General features: G+C 49.3%; 11 protein-coding genes. 6 read left to right on the top strand and 5 right to left on the bottom strand.

Going from position 1 to position 19441, the window contains the following annotated elements:
• Positions 1–37: 37 nt before the first annotated feature.
• Entirely contained in the window at positions 38–826 is a 789-nt protein-coding gene (locus JSU04_18985) for a TIGR02147 family protein (GenBank protein ID MBS1972398.1), read from the top strand.
• Positions 823–1866 (top strand): hypothetical protein, encoded by a 1044-nt coding sequence (locus JSU04_18980; protein ID MBS1972397.1) that lies wholly within the window; start codon positions 823–825, stop codon positions 1864–1866. Before JSU04_18985 ends, JSU04_18980 begins: the two co-directional genes overlap by 4 nt.
• Here the strand turns inward: JSU04_18980 and JSU04_18975 are convergent.
• The 3 genes from JSU04_18975 to JSU04_18965 are packed head-to-tail and all read right to left on the bottom strand — an operon-like array spanning position 1863 to position 5996.
• The gene (locus JSU04_18975) at positions 1863–3998 is read right to left on the bottom strand and encodes a dehydrogenase (protein ID MBS1972396.1); all 2136 of its coding nucleotides are present in this window, start codon (positions 3996–3998) and stop codon (positions 1863–1865) included. The two genes, JSU04_18980 and JSU04_18975, sit on opposite strands and share 4 nt — an antisense overlap.
• Positions 3976–4992, bottom strand: a complete 1017-nt coding sequence (locus JSU04_18970; GenBank protein MBS1972395.1) for an SDR family oxidoreductase — start codon at positions 4990–4992, stop codon at positions 3976–3978. The genes JSU04_18975 and JSU04_18970 overlap by 23 nt, the downstream gene beginning before the upstream one ends.
• Complete coding sequence (locus JSU04_18965; protein MBS1972394.1) at positions 4980–5996, bottom strand: kinase; 1017 nt, start codon at positions 5994–5996, stop codon at positions 4980–4982. The genes JSU04_18970 and JSU04_18965 overlap by 13 nt, the downstream gene beginning before the upstream one ends.
• Positions 5997–6294: 298 nt before the next feature.
• On the opposite strand from JSU04_18965, the gene JSU04_18960 reads away from it, so the two are divergent.
• The 4 genes from JSU04_18960 (at position 6295) to JSU04_18945 (ending at position 17159) form a co-directional block, all read left to right on the top strand.
• Positions 6295–11847, top strand: coding sequence for a hypothetical protein (locus JSU04_18960; GenBank protein ID MBS1972393.1), 5553 nt, complete (start codon positions 6295–6297; stop codon positions 11845–11847).
• 2 nt (positions 11848–11849) lie between these two features.
• Positions 11850–15347 carry a hypothetical protein gene (locus JSU04_18955; GenBank protein ID MBS1972392.1) on the top strand — a complete coding sequence of 1166 codons (3498 nt, stop codon included), beginning with the start codon at positions 11850–11852 and terminating at the stop codon, positions 15345–15347.
• Between the two features lie 178 nt (positions 15348–15525).
• The gene (locus JSU04_18950) at positions 15526–16299 is read left to right on the top strand and encodes a hypothetical protein (GenBank protein ID MBS1972391.1); all 774 of its coding nucleotides are present in this window, start codon (positions 15526–15528) and stop codon (positions 16297–16299) included.
• Between the two features lie 29 nt (positions 16300–16328).
• On the top strand, positions 16329–17159 hold the full coding sequence (locus tag JSU04_18945) for a hypothetical protein (GenBank protein ID MBS1972390.1): 831 nt from the start codon (positions 16329–16331) through the stop codon (positions 17157–17159).
• 45 nt (positions 17160–17204) lie between these two features.
• Here the strand turns inward: JSU04_18945 and JSU04_18940 are convergent, their stop codons facing one another.
• Both JSU04_18940 and JSU04_18935 read right to left on the bottom strand, forming a co-directional pair.
• Positions 17205–17768, bottom strand: coding sequence for a hypothetical protein (locus JSU04_18940; GenBank protein MBS1972389.1), 564 nt, complete (start codon positions 17766–17768; stop codon positions 17205–17207).
• Positions 17769–17806: 38 nt separating this feature from the next.
• Positions 17807–19375, bottom strand: coding sequence for a DUF1254 domain-containing protein (locus JSU04_18935; protein ID MBS1972388.1), 1569 nt, complete (start codon positions 19373–19375; stop codon positions 17807–17809).
• Positions 19376–19441: the final 66 nt, after the last annotated feature.

The raw sequence follows: 19441 nt of genomic DNA, 5'->3' as shown, positions 1-19441 counted from the left end.
GGTCAACGTCTTAGACTGCATTTCAAAAAAGGTGTTAATGGATTACCGCCGTTTTTTAAAAGAAGAACTTTATAAGCGACAACAAAAAAACCGTGCCTACTCCATGCGAGCCTTTTCGCGGGATATCGGCATTGCCTCTTCTCGCCTGAGCGAAATCCTGCATGGCAAAGTCGGTCTTTCCGAAAAGAAAGCCGCTGCTTTGGCGGAGCGCCTTGAGCTCGATGAAGCAACGAAACATCTTTTTATCGACATGGTTGAAAGTGAACATTCACGTAGCGCTGTAGTGCGTGCCGCGGCAGAAATTCGCGTGAAGGCTCGTTTCATAGAGGCTCCCGTGCTTAAAGAAGGCGAAATGGATTTGCTCAACGAATGGCATCACCTGGCCGTTCTGGAACTCCTTTTGCTTGAAAACCTCGAGCACTCTATTCCCGCCTTTGCCCATAAGTTGCAATTGCCAGAAGAAGCTGTTGAAAAAAGCATCCATCAGCTGACAGAAATGGGATTCCTCAAGCGCGAAGGTTCACGCTGGATCGCGACTGAGCCAGATTCGACAACAACCCGAGAAACTCCTTCAGAGACCATCCGCAAATTTCATGCGCAGATGCTCGGGAAAGCTCAAGAAGCTCTTCACCACGATTCGGTGGAGAAGCGCGAGTTTTCTTCGATGGTCTTTGCGATGAACTCAAATCAGCTCGCCTATGCCAAAGAAAGACTGCGTGAATTTCGCAGAAGCCTGGTAAAGGAGCTCGAAAGCATCCCGGGGAAAGATAAAGTTTATTGCCTATCATTAAATATGTTCTCACTCACGGAGGAAATTTCGGAATGAAATGGATTTTGACTGCCACTTTTCTATGTCTGCTTGGACTGCAAAGCTACGCGGCCCGTGAAGTACAAAATGGCGGCGGTGGTATCAGTATTAATGGCTCTTACCTTACTTACTACTCCGCCACCGGCAAGACTCTCCGTCAACCGGTAGAAGCTTCACAGAACATCCCGGGTCTCGATCTTTTACTTCGTGAAATAGTCTCTTTGCCTCTTTCCACCGCTGCAAAGAGCGATATTCTTAATGTCATCGACAATTCGCCTTATCATCAGTACTACCGCCTCCAAGGAGATCTCGATCTAGAAATTCGTAAGGAAATTGTGAGCGAATATTCACGCTTGTATAAGATCCCTCAAGAACAAGTAGTTATTTTTGCCGTAACGAATGATCAAGAAAAAGCCACGGTCCTTTTGCCGGAGTTCTATACTCTGCGCACGGCCGAGCAATCAGCGATCTTAATGCATGAGTCTTTGTGGCTTTCCGCGACGTTTACGACTTATAATGATGTTGTCGATGGGGAACAAATCACTCAAGCTTACTTGGAAAATAAAAGCAGTCCTGACAAGTTTTATGCGTTCCTCGGAGTTCTGAATAAAATCCGCACCGACCGTTTCTTGACTCTGAAAGCGTCTCTTGCTTTTGATCTTCAGAATCAAAGATTTCCGGCGCCTGTGATGGCTTCGAAAAAGATGCTAGCTAAAGATTTCTTTGGCGAGAATTTTATGAAAAGCATCATTTGTACCAATGCAGGCGCATTGGACTCTTTCAAACGCATCAGCCGCGAGCTGTATTTTGAGATGCGCTTTAACTATACTCAAAAGCAAAATTCGCTTTTTTATAGGGCCCTCGCTGATGAACTTTCTCAGCCGCTTTATAGCATTTGGGCAAATTGGACCGAGCCCGGTCTCTGCGATCGGAATAATCCAGAAAAACTGATCAAAGATCTTTATATTGATTTCGGCGCTGCTCAAAATTTTGAAGACATCTTTGCCCTGCCGCTTTCAAACAGCAAAGGCAAACTCATCGGCTATTTTTCATTCTAACTTTTTGCGCGCAGGCGCGAAAGTGCAAGAGATCGAGTGAGCTCGATCTCTTTATCTGAGACGATGCCCATATGGCCCTGAATAGCAGCGAGTTCCACGCCATGCTTACGGGCCATTTTGTAGATGCCCTTTACTTTATTCCACTCAATATCGCGGCCCATGGTGAAAGACTCAAACTGTCCTTCGAGTGCAAGTAACGCCGTTTCAGCTAAGCACGCATAAACCGCTTTACCTGGAAGACCCAAGTCACAGTTGATTTGCGCCGGACCCGGCAGAAGCACTTCACCGGATTCAATAATCAAAACATCCGGGCGCTTCTTGGCGTCTTCTTTATCAAAATCCAGCGGACGAGAACAGTCACAAACCACACAGCCCGGTTTTAATCTCATGACATCAATGATCTTCTGATCAAACGCCGATGTGGCTGTCACCAGCGCATCTGCTTGACCGGCCAGTTCATTCGCATCCGTCGCCGTCAGGATTTCACAGCGTGGCGCTAGTTGACGAATCTCTGCAGCCAACTCATCCAAACGGTTTTGGCGAGGCGCCACCAAGCACACTTTCTTAAACGTCAAAGCCAAGAGTTTTGCAGACACTTTGCCAATAGAACCCGTGGCACCGATGACCATGGCCATCCCGTCGACCAAGCCTGTATTCGGGTCGCTCTTAACAAGGTTCATTTTTTTAACGACTTCAGCTAAAGCCCACAGCGTCGCACTCGCACTAAGACTGTTGCCTGTGGTCACAGGAATTGGCGAATTGCGATTGATCGTCACACCCGCATCACCCACGACTTTCGTGTAAGCTCCAAGACCAATGATCTTTGCTCCACGGTTCGCGGCATCGTAGCAGATCTTTTCGATTTTCGCGTAGGTGACCTCGGGATCTTCTTCCTTCAAAACCTTTGGCGTCGAGAAAAGACCATAGATCAAACCATTTACTTCGCGGCCTGTTTCTTTACTGATCACATGCTGAATATTGCCGTAAATAATCGGCGGAGCCTTTGAGACAATACGATCAAAAGGATCGTTGAATTTCTTAGGCATATTATGAAGCAGATTCAAGCCTGGAATACGCAATAAATCGCGATGGGAAAGTGCATGAATCACGAACGCAAAGTCCGGTTCTTTTTTCTTCAATAAAACATTTTTTACACGATTAATACCATGAGAGATCTTCGCTTGCGTCGACGTACGATGACTGACCGTGTACTGACGAGTCATCTGACGGACCTCTGTGCGTGGGTTAATCAGCTGTTCCCACTCAGGCACCGACAATGGCGCCGTCTTACCGTGCACTAGGCGCAGGGTCGCATCCAAGACAGAGTAATTCATATACGGACTCATCTTGTACTCTTCCGGGAAGAGATTAATCACAGAGCGCGGACCGTATTTTTGCGCTTCTTTTTCCGCTGCCGGATGATGAGACCAAACAATCAGGTCCTTTCCGCGAACAAATTCCACCGCGGAATCAAAGAGCAATAAGAAAGGATAGTCGCTGGCCACATACTGAACTTTTTCAACTTGTGAGGCCAAAACCGAGCGTCCCATTTTCTGAATCTGCGTTTCCGCAAGCGGAGTGTTGTTACGCAGATCTTTAAAATTCGCCACATTCAGCGCGAGCTTTGAGAACGCCATCAAACCCGGTACCGGAGCCTTAATCATCAAGGGCAAACCCAGCATCGAGTACGCATCCCCGATGAAGACTTTTCCAGGATAGGACTTACGCAAGAACTCTTCGAGTTCCGTGCTGAGCATCGCCGCCGGGAAGAAGACGCCTTCTTCCGGGCTGATTTTGCCGGATTCAATCAACTTAATAATAGAATTCAGATTTGAAATTTCGCGAAGGCCTGTACCGTCGCACAAAGGCACAGAGCTAGGCATCCCCATAATCTCAAGATACTGGCGATGCACGTAGGTTTTTTCGTCGAGTTTAATCACCGGCGGCAGGCTGCTGAGGGCAAAAGCATCGACATCCGTGCGCAGGTCTTGAATGAGTTTTTTTACAAGATCCACCGAGAAATTCACGCCAAAGCGCTGAACTTCAAAACGGTGTCCCGCATATTCATAGCTAAAAGAATCATCCCAGTGAGAGCGTCCGAAACTAATCTCAGCGATTCGAAATGTACTCATTGTAACCTCGCCAGAAAGATTTTTCGTAACTGTCAAACTCAGGACACCAGCCTTCACCAAGTACATCGCAGGTCGAGGCCGAGTCATACTTCGGGAACATCAAAAGATAATTCAATTGCTCTTCAGGGAACTTCACGGCCCACTTCGATACCTTTGTCAGCAAGGTCTTCGGCACGCGATTCACGAATGTAATTCCACGATGTGGAATAAAAAGATGCTTCAGAGTTTTGAGATATAAATCCCGAGCGATCAAACCCTCTTTTGGAGTGACATGAAAACTTTGATAACCAAAAGCCTCCGTCTCTTGCGACCACTTGGCAAAGCCTGCAACGGCTTCGGCAGCTTTATCCACCGGCACCAGTGGAAGACGGCCCAGTTTCTTACCCGGCAACGGGAAAGACGCCGGAAAACTTTCAATAAATTTACGAACTCGCTCCAGAGCTTGGGGCGCGTGATATGGTCCATCGATACGTTCGATCTTGCCATCGGTCGTATCACCGACAAGCACACCTAAGCGCATATTAATGCACAGTTTGAAATGCTGAGATTGATTCAGGATCATTTGCTCGCCCAGGGCCTTGCTTTCAGAGTAAGGATCCGGAAAAGGGCGGCTAAAATTTAAATCAAACGGACGAACCACCTTCAGGGGCGAATTCACCGCCGCCGCCACCGAGCTTGCGTTCATGAAAACCGGGATTTGCAATTCCCGCGCGATTTTCAGAGCAGTCCCCGTTGCCACCACATTCTGCTGGAAAGCATCCATGTGACTGGCGCCAAGATCATACAAACCGGCTAGGTGAATAAAGATATCGTAGTTTTTCTTTTTAAGAACTTCGAGATCCAAGCCCGCGTTCCAGCGAGTCAGATCACCGCGCACCTCTGCCTTTGCCGAGCGCGAAATCACATCGACGTCAGCAAACTCACGCAGCTTTGGCAAAACTTGTTTGCCAAGGAAGCCCGTTCCACCTGTCAGCAAGATTTTTACTTTTCCCATGCTGGAGAGCCCACGACGACGGGAAGGCCTTTGTGGAGGCATTTTACGGATAATTCAGCCACGTCTTTAAAAAGGATCTCGCCATCGCCAAAGAAAGTGATCGGACGGCTCGGATTTTTAGAGCGGACTTTGAATTCAGTGATTTCATAGGAAGTGAAACGGTCCGACTGGCTGACGGTTCCGTTTCTTAAATGCAAGAATGAAGAAAGATGTTCGCGAACGCGGCGGCCTTCGGCCAACAGCAAGTTCACAGTGCCATCCGTATTGGAAGTAAATGGTGCCGGTAAGAATTTATTGCCGATGCTCGGTTGATTGTTCACAAGTACGATCGGTGCGTTGGTTGCAAATTTCTTATCGCCTGGAAGTTCGAACTCAAGCTCCCAGCCGTTTGGATCCCAAGTACGTAGAGCTTCAGCCACCATCAACGAGTAAACGCCGGGGCCGATTTTTTTGATCAGTTGGTAACTGTTTTTAGCAATCGATTTGAAGAAGCCGGCGGTTTGCGGGCAGTTCGCTACTTTTTGCAAACTGAAACGCACTTGGTTGGCCAAATCCGCTGTCATCGCAGGAATCCCGAGGCCTCCGTTTGTCAGCATGAACGCTTTTTTATCGCCAGAAGAAATTTGAATGATGTCGATGTTGCGAACAGAACCTTCAAGAATATTACGAACCGCTTGATCGATACGGCGGCTGATGCCGATTTCGTGAGCCAAGTCATTCGCTGTTCCCGAGCGCACAACCGCGATCGGTGGAATTTTTGTCAGGTCCTCTTCCGCGCGAACAAGGTATTGCAGGCACGTGTTAACCGTACCGTCGCCACCACAAATCAGGAAAAAGTCGGTTTTATGAGCGAGCTCTTCGCACAGGAACTGGTCCATCTCTTCGAGAGTCTTTGCCTTCGAGAAAACCAAATCGCAGCGAAAAAGAGCCGAACGGATCTTTTCCTCGATCAGACCTGGATTTACGGACCCTGCTTTCGGGTTGATGACAACGGAAACTCTCACTGGACACATCCTTCCATAAGGATTATTAGCAATCAATATTCCAGTACTCAAGCCACCCTGCTACACTCTGGCCCTCTCTTAGAGCTCCTAGACCGTCCATAGTTTAGACAAAGGCCCCAGAGTGGCTCTAAAATCCTCGAATATCTGTTCGAAATGCTCAATTAGACAGGTTGTTCGTCGGGAGCATACTTAGAGGTGTCTCAAGATGAGATTCTTTCTAAAACTATCATAATTTCAATAAGATCACTTAAACAAATCTCCACAATTCACCGAAAAGATCTCTAGTGGAGTCGGTTTAATGCTATCAAGAACGTGGGTGAACATTCAGGTCTTTGCATTTGCAATGCTTTTTCAAAGCATCGCGTTTGCGTCGCCGTTGACCTTCAACGTTGATGGCGTGATCTCCGACTCTAGCAATCAACCTCTCGAATCAGCCAGCGTCACTTTCCGAGTCGACGTTCAAGACTCCACCGGCACTTGCACTCTCTATCGCGAAGAATTCCCTGTCAGCATGACCGGCTCCAACGGGTATTTCTCTCTCGTGATTGGGAAACAAACAAACATGGTTCCCAGCGGCGGAACTCTCGACAAAGTTTTCTCGAACGATGGCTCGACCATCACAGGCAGCAGCTGTACTTACACGCCATCTTCCAAAACCGAAACTCGTAAGATCGTCGTGTCGTTCAACGACGGCACTACTCAACAACTTTTCAGCAGCCAGGATATTCAATCCGTTCCTTACGCGATTGAAGCGGGTCAGGCTCACCGCCTGACCACGGCGCTCAGCGGTGACGTCAGCGGCACGCAGACGGCTGTCGTTGTTGATAAAATCAAAGGCGTCCCTGTCGACATGACCGGAGCCACCAGCGGAAAAATTCTGAAATACCAAAGCGGCACTTTCGTGATTGCCGATGACCTCGTGGGCACAGGACTGACTTCACTCAATGGCCTGACAACCACGACGCAAACTTTCGGCGCTGTCGATACCGGCAACTCGGTGACAGCTCCCGCTTGGAATTCTGCCACTAGCACGCACACTCTGAAAATCCCGATGGCTTCAGGCACAGGCGTCACAGCCGGTCTGATCAGCAATACGGAATACGCGACTTTTCTGAATCGCATCACGAGCCTGACTGGCGACGTGACTGCCTCTGGCACAGGTGCTGTGAATGTCACGATCGGCGTCGGTAAAGTGACGTCATCCAACATCCTTGACGGCACGATCATCGCAAACGACATGGACTTCACTGGCACAAATGCCGCAACCACCGGCGTGGTTTTGAAAGATGCCTCTGGCAAATTCATGAATCTCACTTGTGCAACGACGTCGGAAGTTCTGACTTGGACCGCAACAGGCTGGGCTTGCCAAGCACCGGCTGCCACCGGCATCACCAGCCTGAATGGCCAAACCGGCACGGCTCAAAACCTCGCGGCGGCTGCGTCTGGCACTGCCACCGCTTTGAACTACACTTTTGCAGCAAACACACACACATTGAACATCCCGATGGCGAGCACGGCTTCGGTGACTGCGGGTCTCGTCAGCAACACCGATTATGTTTCATTCAATAGTCGCTTACCATTGAGTGGCGGCACGATGTCCGGTGCCATCAACATGAATAGCAACAACATCCTCAACGCCGGCAACATCGTTATGGTGCCTGGCGGATATTTAACTCTACCAAACACGACGGCAGCAAGCTCAACGGCGGGCCAAGTTTGGTATGACGGCGGCGTGATCAAGTACTATGACGGCTCTGCGGTGAAAACTCTCGGCACTTCCGGTGGCGGCATCTTGAGCTTCAATGGCCTCACAGGTTCAACCCAAACTCTAGCGGTCAATACGACGGGCACCGATCCTGCGTTTACCTCAACCGGCACGACGCACACATTGAATATTCCGCTCGCAGGCAACGCCGGAGCCAACGCCGGTTTAATCAGCAATACGGATTATTTGTTCTTAAAATCCCGCCAAGCAAATACACTGGGTGCGGGTCAAGTATGGGTTGGTAATGCTTCTGGTTTCGCTGAAGCCATGACCCTGTCGAATGATATTTCTTCGATCACCAGTGCGGGTGCCGTCACTGTCACCAGAACAACCACCGGTCAGTCGAATAAGATCTTGGGCCTTGATGGCTCCGGCGTCGGGACAATGGCGGGACTAGCGCTCGTGAATAGCGGCGCCGTGACCCTTCAAGCCTCAACGGCCTCTAATAGCTATACTTTGAAACTTCCTGCGACGGCGCCGACGGGAACACAAATTATGCAAGTGGATGCGACAGGAACTCTGAGCTGGATTCCGACTCCTTCGCTTTCACTTCCTGCCTTATCGCAAGGTAAAATCTGGATCGGTAATGCAGCCAACGGGTTGCAAGCTCAGACCATCGGAGGAGACGCCACCATCGACTCTTCGGGCGTTCTGTCTTTGAAAAATACCGGCACGGCAGGAACCTACTTTAAAGTCGCAACCGATGCTCAAGGCCGCGTGACTTCAGGAAGCGCCCTTCTTTCAGCCGACGTCGTATCCGCATTGGGTTTCACACCAACGGCGGGAACAACGGCTTATGTGAATGGCGGAAATTTATTTGGTGCCGCCGCGACAATTGGTCTGAATGATAATTACGCTTTGGGATTCAAGACAAACGGTGCAATTCAAATGACCATTGCCAGCGGTGGAAATGTTGGTATTGGAACCACCGCGCCAGCTTACACCTTGGATCTAGGCTCAAAAACAGACGCGATTCGTCTGCCTTCGGGTGCGGATGCGGCTCGTCCGACAAATGCGGCGGGTCTGATTCGCTACAACACGACATCAAATGTTGTCGAATACAACAACGGCTCTGGATGGAACTCCGTGCAGCCATCTTTGGGTTATACACCGGTCAATAAAGCCGGCGATGTGATGAATGGCGATCTTTCGATGGCCGCCGGTAAATATATCGGCCTCGGTTCAACTAGCACTGCCGGAACAGTGGCCGGTCAAATGTGGTACGACGCCGGTCTCATTAAATATTGGGACGGCTCTGCCACAAAAACTCTCGGAGTTGCAGGCGCTGGAATCACTAGTTTTAACGGTGCGACAGTAAACACACAAACTCTCGCCATCGGCTCAACCGGCAACCTGCCAAGCTGGTCAAGCAACACTAGCACGGGCACTCATACGCTGAATATTCCAATGGCTTCTGCTTCTGGCACTGTCACTGCAGGTCTTCTCAGCAATGCTGATTACGTCTCAATGATGGGTAAGCAAAGCTCTGTGCTTGCTTCTGGCCAACTCTGGGTTGGTAATGCCTCAGGAGCTGCAGAAGCTCGCACACTTTCAGGTGATGTGTTTTCTGTTTCCAATGCAGGCCTCGTAACAATTGATAAGACAACAACCGGAGCTTCGAATAAAATCTTGAGTCTTGATGGCTCTGGTGTTGCTAACGTTAAAGGTTTGAATGTTCAGACCGGCTCAGGCAGTGTTACTCTGCAAACAGCAGGTGCCTTCACGAACTACGTACTGACATTGCCAAATACTGCAGGTTCAGCAAACCAAGTGATGGCTACTGACGGTGCTGGCAACCTATCTTGGGTTACTCCCCTATCTTCTTCAACTGGCTTCGTTAACGGCGGTAACTCCTTTGCGGGCAATGCGACCATTGGCTTAAAAGACAACTACAACTTGAACTTCGCAACAAACAACACGACTCGAATGACGCTGACAAACAGTGGTAACCTTGGAATTGGCACCACAAACCCAGGTACCTACAAAACCCTTATCCAAGGAACTGCTAACACCAATATACTTGGTGCGACTGATGGCACTGCGGCTGCTGCAATTTTTATCGACAACACCATTAGCGGAGGCCCCCAAGTCCAGTTCGGTTCCGTCACGAATCATCACATCGGGTTCTTTACAAACAATGGCACCCCGACGATGACTCTGAGTACGGGTGGAAATGTTGGTATTGGGACAGGGATTCCAAATTACGCTCTGGACATGACTGGCCGAACGGATGCAATTCGTCTGCCTTCGGGTACGACGGCGCAGCAGCCTGGGGTTGCTGCGGGCTTATTCCGATATAATACCTCTAACAACTTAGTTGAGTACACCAATGGCTCGACGTGGAATTCCCTCGTAGACTATGGTTCAAATCAAACAATCACTGGAAATAAGATATTCAATGGTGCGACGACTATTTCAAATGGTGTTTTTGCCAATACGAGCATTGCATCTGGCGCAGGCGCAACTGTAATAAGTGCTGGAAATGGCAATATCGCCGCAGGTGGTGGAGGAACGAGTTTATCCGGCGGCGGTCAGATTTATGCCGGTGCTTACTCTTCAACTACTAATACTATCGACTTTAATAAAGGGAACACGCAGATTACCAGCTATGACTGTTCTGCCTCGATAAACCTTTTAAATATGCAATCAGGTGGTAACTACACGGTGGTTGTCACCGGCGCTACGACGACAAAGTGTACATTTCAGGATGCTGGATCTACTTTGGCTGATGGAGTATTTTCTCCAATCAACGGCACTCGGACTGCGAGTTCAACAACAGTGTATCGATTCGTTAAAGCCGGCACTTCCGTATACGTCGATTGGGGCACACTCGGACTGTCCAACACGGCTAACGCCTTCGTCAATGGCGGCAACAGCTTCGGAGCCAATGCTACGATAGGTTTAATTGATACGTACAGTTTGAACTTTATGACTGGTGCGACCTCTCGCATGACGATCAACTCTGCAGGTAACATTGGTATCGGCACCGCGTCCCCGTCCTACTCAATGGACTTCAATGGTAAGACTGACGCCATTCGTCTGCCTGCAGGGACAACCGCCCAACAGCCTACCAGCACTGCCGGCTTGATCCGCTATAACACGACGAATAGTAATGTGGAGTTCAACAACGGCACTACCTGGACGGCTCTTGCTGCAGCCGGCGCAGGCATCACTTCATTAAATGGATTAACGAGTGCTTCTCAGACATTTGCAACGCCTGGCACATCCGGCAATGCTCCCTCTTGGTCCTTCGCGACCTCAACTCACACGCTGAACATCCCGATGGCTTCAGCTTCGGGCACAGTGACAGCCGGCTTGCTCAGCAATGCAGACTACGTAACCTTCAATAATAAAATGAGCACCTCACTGACTGGCGGTCAGATCTGGGTTGGTAGCGCCTCTAACGTCGCTCAAGCAACGTCTTTGGGTGGTGATATTTCTTCTGTATCTAACACCGGCTCTGTAACAATCAATAAAACAACAACAGGCCAATCCAATAAAATCTTAAGCCTTGATGGTTCGGGTATTGGTACAATGACGGGCTTAAGTCTTGTCAACTCCGGCACGGTGACTCTGCAAGCACAAGCGGCTTCTAGCAGTTACGTCTTGAGATTGCCGGCTTCAACTCCGGCAGCCAATCAAATCATGGTTTCTGATGCCTCAGGAAATCTGAGCTGGTCCGCAAATCCATCACTCGGTTATACTCCGGTGAACAAAATCGGCGATACGATGACCGGCACGCTTGAAGTTGCTGGAAATATTCAAACGAATACCGGTCAGATGTATGCTTCTCAATACATTGTAAGCACAGGCGCCACGGTCGATTTTAATAACGGTAACGTCCAAGTCGTTCAATCGCCAGGATCTTCAAGCTTAACATTGAACAACATGAAAGATGGCGGCTCTTACACATTGATTATTACCGACACGACGGCTCGCCAGTACACCTTTGCTAATTGTACAAATTCAAAATATGTACCGGCGAATGATGTAACCACTGCTGGTTCACAATCTATTTATACGATTTTAAAAGTGACTGTCGGAGGCTCGGCCTACTGCTACATCACTTGGGTGACTGGATTCTAACCATGAGAGCATTGGTTTTCTTATCACTGCTGCTCGTGTTTTCCTCTGCCAAAGCCGGCTACTACAATCTCGGCGCAATGATTCAAGGACCACGACTCGTCTTCAGCACAATGCCCTCTATGACCGCCATCACTGGCGCCGCCTTCACCATTCAACCGAGTGTCTCTGTTGTAAAACCTGACGGCAGCCTGGTAAGCACTGCATCCGATGCGATCACTCTGACTGCGTATTCAGATCCGCGCTGTACAACAGCCGCATCAAGCAGTCTCAGCATCCCGACCAATCCTAAATCCGCAACTTCAGGGACAGCGACATTTTCTCTTGTCAGTTATAATTACGCCGAAAAAATCTATATTAAAGCCACCGCACCCGGGAAAAAACCCGTTTGCTCTCCGGCGATAATTGTCTCAATGCCTGTATCTCCCTCACCGACGGCTTCCCAATTTAAGCTCGCGATTCTTGGGCCCACGGCTCTGCCAACAAGTGTCTGTACGGCTTACAATATCGCCTTAAGAGATCAGTTTGATGGTGTTGTTACACCGACAAGCACCCTCAGTGTCAAACTCTCCGGTGTCGGCTCAGGATCTTTTTACAGCGATAGTGGTTGCAGCACGACGATAACCTCGACCTCTATTGCTGCAAGCACAAGCCAGACGACGGTGTATTACAAAAATGCAATGGCACAAACATTCGTTCTTCAGGCTAGCGATAGTGCAAGTCAAGTGGTGGACGGATCTTTGTTGGTCACAGCAACCGCCTATAAACTCACTCTCACCGGCCCGCAAACCGCCGATAATGGTTCCACTTGCGCTGGTCCTTATACAATTAATTACCTGACGGCGGCCGGATCCACTGCGGGCGTTACGAACGTAGATATTAACTATGGTGCCACCGGCACTCTTTATTCAAATAGCGGCTGTACGACGACCATTTCTGGTACGGGACCCGTTGCAACCAACGCGTCGGGATTAGCAACATTTTATTATAAAGGTCCGGCAACCGTGCCGACGGACCCGGTTATTTTCACGGTCTCGACAAGCGGAGCTTCTTCAGCCTCACTGGCCGTTGGTATTTCTACTGGCACAGTCACAAAGCTGAGCTTGTTCGGATCTTTGAGTCCGACAACAAGCCGCTGTACGACTTATACAGTTTATACTCAGGATGCTTCATCCAACAATCAACCGGTCACTTCAGCGACGGCTGTCACACTGACAAAAACAGGCAGCACTATTTTATATTCAGACAAAGGGTGCAAAATGACGATCGCAGCCTTGTCGATTCCAGCCGGTTCAAATCAGGCGACATTCTACTTGAAGGACACCGTCGCCGAGTCAGTCACGTTGACCGCGCAGGCGTCGGGTCTCACACAATCACAACTCACTCTCACCGTGAGTGCGGGATCCACTCCGGCAGTAGTCGCTGGTTCTAATCACGCCTGTGCTCTTCTTTCTGATCAAACCGTGAAGTGCTGGGGTTCCAATGGTTCAGGCCAACTCGGAAATGGCACTTACGTGGACTCGAGTGTCCCAGTGATGGTCTCGGGTTTAACCGGTGTTACCGCCATCGCCGCCGGAGGTGATCACACCTGCGCGGTGACTTCGGGCACTGTGAAATGCTGGGGCGCGAATACTTATGGCCAGCTCGGAAATGGAACAACAACGACGTCACCAACTCCGGTGGCCGTTTCAACGATTACCGGGATTACAGGTATTTCAATAGGTCTCTATCACAGTTGTGCTATTTCCTCATCCGGTGGTTACTGTTGGGGAATGGGCAGCAGCGGACAGCTTGGCAATGGCGGCACGACCAACTCGTCAACTCCCGTCACGGTCACTTCGTTAGGAACTGCCACAGCGCTCGCCGCCGGAGACAATCACACCTGTGCCATCGTCTCAAGCAGTGTCAAGTGCTGGGGGTCCGGAAGCAGCGGACAAATCGGCAATGGCAGTACTTCCAATGCAACCACTCCAACCGCAGTGACTTCATCAACGGGTGCAACGGCGATCGGATCCGGTTCAAGCCACTCTTGCATGATTGCAAGTTCGACTATGAAATGCTGGGGAGGCAACTCCAAAGGACAAATTGGTGACGGTTCGACCAGCAATATCACCTCGCCGAGTGGATCTCTTGCCGTCACTTCACCGATTGGCCTTTCTTTGGGCTGGGCTCACACCTGCGCCATACTCTCTACGAAGGCGATGAAGTGCTGGGGGCTCAATGCTTCAGGCCAGCTTGGCAACAATACAATGACGGACTCCACCGTCCCCATAGATGTGAGCGGTATTACAACAGCTTCCTCAATTGCTGCCGGTGGTGATAGCAGCAATGGTTTTACTTGTGCGCTTCTGACAGATCAAACAATTCAATGCTGGGGAAATAATAGCTCGGGTCAGCTCGGTAACGGCTACAATATCAACGTCCCTGTCCCTGCGTCTATTTCAAACCCTACTTCGATTTCAAACATCAGCCCAGGCAGTGGTTTCACCTGCGCAGCCTTAACAGATAAAACCGTGAAATGTTGGGGGGTCAACGGCAACGGGCAACTCGGCAATGGAACACTCGTCGCGACAGCTATACCTGGTACAGTTCCTGGAATTACCACGGCAACCTACGTATCTTCAGGAGCAAGTTTCGCGTGTGCACTGCTGAGTTCAAAGGCCATCAAGTGCTGGGGATACAACGCTTTTGGCCAGCTAGGGAACAACTCCACAACCCAGTCCCCAACTCCTGTTGATGTCAGCGGTATCTCAACCGCTATCGCCATTGCGACGGGTTCGAATCATGCTTGTGCTCTTTTGGCCAATCAAACCGTGAAATGCTGGGGCTCCGGCACCAATGGTCAGCTAGGAAATGCCGCTTCAGCGAACTCAAGCATTCCAGTCGATGTCTCAGGTATCACAAATGCAATCGCTATTGTTACAGGTGGCAATCACTCTTGCGCTCTCTTATCGAATCAAACTGTGAAATGCTGGGGCATCAACAGCTTGAATCAGCTCGGCGACGGCACGGCCACCACTGCGAACTCACCTGTCAGTGTCAGCTCACTTTCAGGAGTTGTCGCCATATCATCAAATGCCCTCAGCAATCACACCTGTGTGCTGATGCCGAATCAAACTCTCAAATGCTGGGGCTACAACGTCACCTATCAGCTTGGCAATGGACTGACAACCAGCGCTCCGGTGCCTTCAGATGTCTTAAACATTTCAAACGCCATAGCCGTTTCAACCGGTGGCTCCCACACCTGTGCATTGCTTTCTGATAAAACCATCAAATGTTGGGGACTGAACTCAAATGGTCAACTCGGCCTCGGTCATACTAACAATTCACCGGTACCCGCCAGCGCTTTGAGTGCGACAACCTTCAATGTCCTCTCTACGGGCCCGGCGAATACTTGCGGAATTCAAGCCGATCAAACTGCGAAATGCTGGGGATCTAACTCTTACAATCAAACGGGAGTGAGCAATTTGACTCCGGGCTATGTGTTAAATATTCCGAACTAGCGATCCCAGTTTTTTTTCGTAGTGTCTAAGCTTTTGACAGCTGTTCAGAGTTCCGCAAAGTGTTGAAATTGTTCGCGATAACAACAATAGTCAACGTATCTTATAGATCCATAAACCAAAACATATTAGCGAAATTAGGTCTGTGTACGATATTCTTTTATTATTCCGGGGGGAATGAATGAAGTCTACACTTGCAATCGCATCTCTGTTTTTCTTTGGCCTTATCTCACAACAATCTTTCGCACAAACTACCACGACACTCACTTTCGATACCATCGCTGATGATGTGGCAATCACTAATCAGTATTCCGCACAAGGTGTGAGTGTTTCTGGAGCCAACGCAATCAATGCTGCGGTTCTCGGCTTTGCGTCTCATTCTGGGACACAAGTCGCCTACGCACCTAACGGTCTGATGAATATGTCTCTTTCGATTGCCAATGTGAAAACGGTTTCAGCCTATGTAACGGGGCCACAAGACGTCGGCATCTATGCTTATGACGTGAGTAACAACCTCGTGGGCCAGGCCGTCTTACCTGCAAATGCACCGGCAAATACTTTGCTCTCGGTGACTTCATCAGGGGCGGCTATTACAAAAATCTCCATTCATGATGGCGGCGCTAGCTTCGCTATCGACGACCTCTCCTTTACGACAGCAGCACCAACAGTGCCAGCTTGTCGCAGTAAGGATCAAGCACTCTATGATGCTGTGAATGCTCTTTCGAGCAGCGCCTTCGTTTGCTCTAAATCCGCAGCAAGCAATAAATCTACAATTCTTAAAAAGATCGCAGATTTTGAAAAGCTACGAGCAGCGGCTGCCGGCCAAAAGAAATTGCTGACAGCAATGCAAGACATTCAAAAAGAAGTGAAGTCCGATATCAAAGCAGCTAATGCGAAAGCAATTCTGCAGCAAATCGACGATCTCATTGCACTGATTAAATCAAACGGTTGTTAACAAATACTGACTCTTAATTCGGAGGGAACATGACAGCACCATTTGGAAAGACTGTAACTGTTGTAAAGAGCCATTGGATGAAGGCTCTCCGATTGACCAGCATTGTGCTAGTGGGGCTTTTCGCTCAAGGATCTCTAGCACAAACCACAACCACATTGAATTTTGATTCTCTCGGAGAGGATGCGCCGATTACATCGCAATATAGTGCGCAAGGAGTGTCGTTTTCTGGAGCAAATTCAGTAACGGCGGCGACACTCGGATTTACCGCTAAGTCCGGTGCGAAAGTCGCGTACGCGCCTTCTGGACTTATCACTTTATCGGTCAGTATAGCAGACGTTAAAACCGTTTCTGCCTATGTGACAGGCCCTGTGAACGTAGGAATTTTTGCGTACGACTCTGCCGACAATCTTTTGGGTCAGGCATTGCTACCCGCAAACGCCCCTGCTAATACATTGCTTTCGGTGACTTCTTCAGGAGCTCCGATCGCTAAAGTGGCCATTCATGATGGTGGTGCATCCTTCGCGATCGACGACCTGTCCTTCACAACGGCTGCACCGGTGCCGCAAGTGCCTTCATGCCGTGCTGCCAGCGAAAGCCTTTACAATATGATTTCGGCTCTCCCGGCTTCGGCTTACATCAGAGCAAAAACAGCGACCCTCGATCGCATTCGTTTGCTTGCTGAAGTCGTAGCCTATGAGTTGCTTCGTACTTCGAACAAAGCAACCCAAAAAACGTTGCAAGCCGCTCTGGTTGTTATTCAAGCAGACGTTGTGCTGAGCATCCAGCCAGCAAGTCGCACGGCGATTGTAAGCCAACTGACCTTGATGAATAGTTATGTAAAAAACAACTCTTGCCAATAAGGAGAGCAAGATTCAAAAACAAAAAGGCCCCACCGGGGCCTTTTTTTATTTCTGTGTCTTGTAGTTTTTTTGGAAGGTCGCAAACTTCAGAGTCACACTCTGACAATCCGCGAACTGCTTTAAGTCCATGAGAGCATAAGTTAAAATGTACTTATTGCCCCGCTGATAATCGAAATCATCGATGTTCGGGCTAAATTTCTTCAATACCACCCGCTGATTGCCTTGAACTCGCTGCCAGTAGATCTCCATCGTATATTTGTGATCTCCCGTATTCTTGCAATCTTTGGGATAGAGCCGCACCTGCTCCAATGTAAAATAAAATGTGCCGTCCTCGTCAGGTGCGTATTTAAAACTAAAATAAGCGCGCTCACCTTCAGAAACTCCCAAGTTCATAATATTCATGAACTCGGATTCATCTTGAGTGGGCCGTTGAAAGATCAGATCTCGCGTTCCTTCAACGATTTTTGCAGGCGACGGCTTTGGCGAATTCGGATTGTTGCTTTGCTGACCGCCGGAACCGTTGTCTCGAGCCGCTTTGGATTTGCCATTGTCACATCCAGAGAGTGACGCCAGCAAACCCAGCACTAATAGAAACTGAAAACATCTCATATCTCTATGAGACTTTCAGCTTTGCCCTTTGGCAAGTTTTATCTCTTCGAGATTCGCTTTGCTGTTCTTTGCGTCAAACGCATGGGCTTACCAACTTTTTGAATACCAGGAGGTTGCCACTCCCCACTCAAAGCCGCTTGCTTCGGCCAGTAAAGTCTCATCATCAAATTAAATTCGCCCTTAGGAGCCGGCAGCCAGTTTGCCGCTTTCGCTTTTCCAGGGTTTGCGTTTTGAATCAAAAGACTGATCGAGCCATCTTTATTCTTTTTAAGCTTATCGCGACTGCTGATCGCATAACGATGCATTTGATTGGCTACCAAGCCCTGCTTGGAATCATACATCGTCACAGACCAAAACCCATTCACCGGCGGCATATTGCCCTTTGAGAATGTCAGAATGTATTTATGAGCACCGCTCAGACGTGAGCCATTCGCATCCACGTGCGCAGTTGGGTAAATCGCATCTTCCGGCAGATTGGCGCCAAGACCAAAATAGGCAACACCGGCACGGTTTTCATAATCCGTTCCGTAGTCGCCGACGCCCTCATGCATCACCCAGCCATTCACCATACGGCCCGGAGTATTTTTCGCCAGATCTTGAACACGTTTATAACCGCCACGAACTGCTTCATCCAAAGAATTACGGATATCAGCAGGCAAACTGTCGTAATCGACGGTATGACCAGGACTCACTCCGATCTTTGCGAGCTTCGCCAACATCGGCGCATCAGCCGCCGCCGGAGGATTATCCTTCATCAACTGACTAAGCTTCATAAAGAATGTTTTTGCATCCAACGACTCGACCGTCGCATTGGCACTGGTTTGCAACTTCATTTTTACTTCCTCAACTGGTTCACCTTTCTCTGGGGCCGCTGCTGCCGAAGTATAACTGCGATCAAACTGACTCAGAGGAATCAAACGATAGCGATCTTGAATTGCGTGAACGACTTCCAAATCCTTCGCCCCTTTGGTGTATGTTCTGCCAATGATCCAAACCATATTAGTTGGCGCTTGAATTCGGCGTAAGTTCGCCGGAAGCTGACCATCCCAATGAGGACCGACCAAGGCAAACTCCTCAGCCCCGGTGCCTGTCGTGCGGGTCCCCGGCGTTGAGATCACATTGGTCCAAGCGTCCAAAATTTCTAACATGTAAAAACGATTGCCGACCGCCGGCACCGTTAGCACCAGAGGCTCTTTGCTAAGATCCAGCCAAGCTGTCGAGTAGAGAGTATCTACGTTGGGACTGACGACCTCACGAAACTCGGGCTTTGGAAATTGGCGTAGATGAGTGAATTGATTGAGCGTGCCCTTGTGCGGACTCGGGCTATCGGGGTTAATCAGAATATCTTTCGTCGCATCCATAACGACAAGCGGATAACCATAGACAACACCCTCTTGCACGAGGTTACGAAGTTCTTCTGGCTTTAGCTGAGTAAAGAGTTTTTTCTCAGCATCTTTTTGCGCCTGAACGGCGGCGTCTTTACGAGCTTGTTCTTCAGCCGCCGCTTTCTTTTGCTGTTCTGCATTTCTTTTTTCGGCAGAGGAACATGCCGCCAGAGTGGCGGCTAAAACAAATGACGAAACCAATAACGACGATCTAGAAATCATATCGAAACCCCTCTTCGTGTTTTGTTGAGTGGTTCAACTTTCTTACAAACACGGAAGGGTTCAAGA

This window comes from Bdellovibrionales bacterium (genome assembly GCA_018266295.1).
GTDB lineage: Bacteria > Bdellovibrionota > Bdellovibrionia > Bdellovibrionales > Bdellovibrionaceae > JACMRP01.
This window is presented reverse-complemented; position numbering and strand designations above follow the sequence as displayed.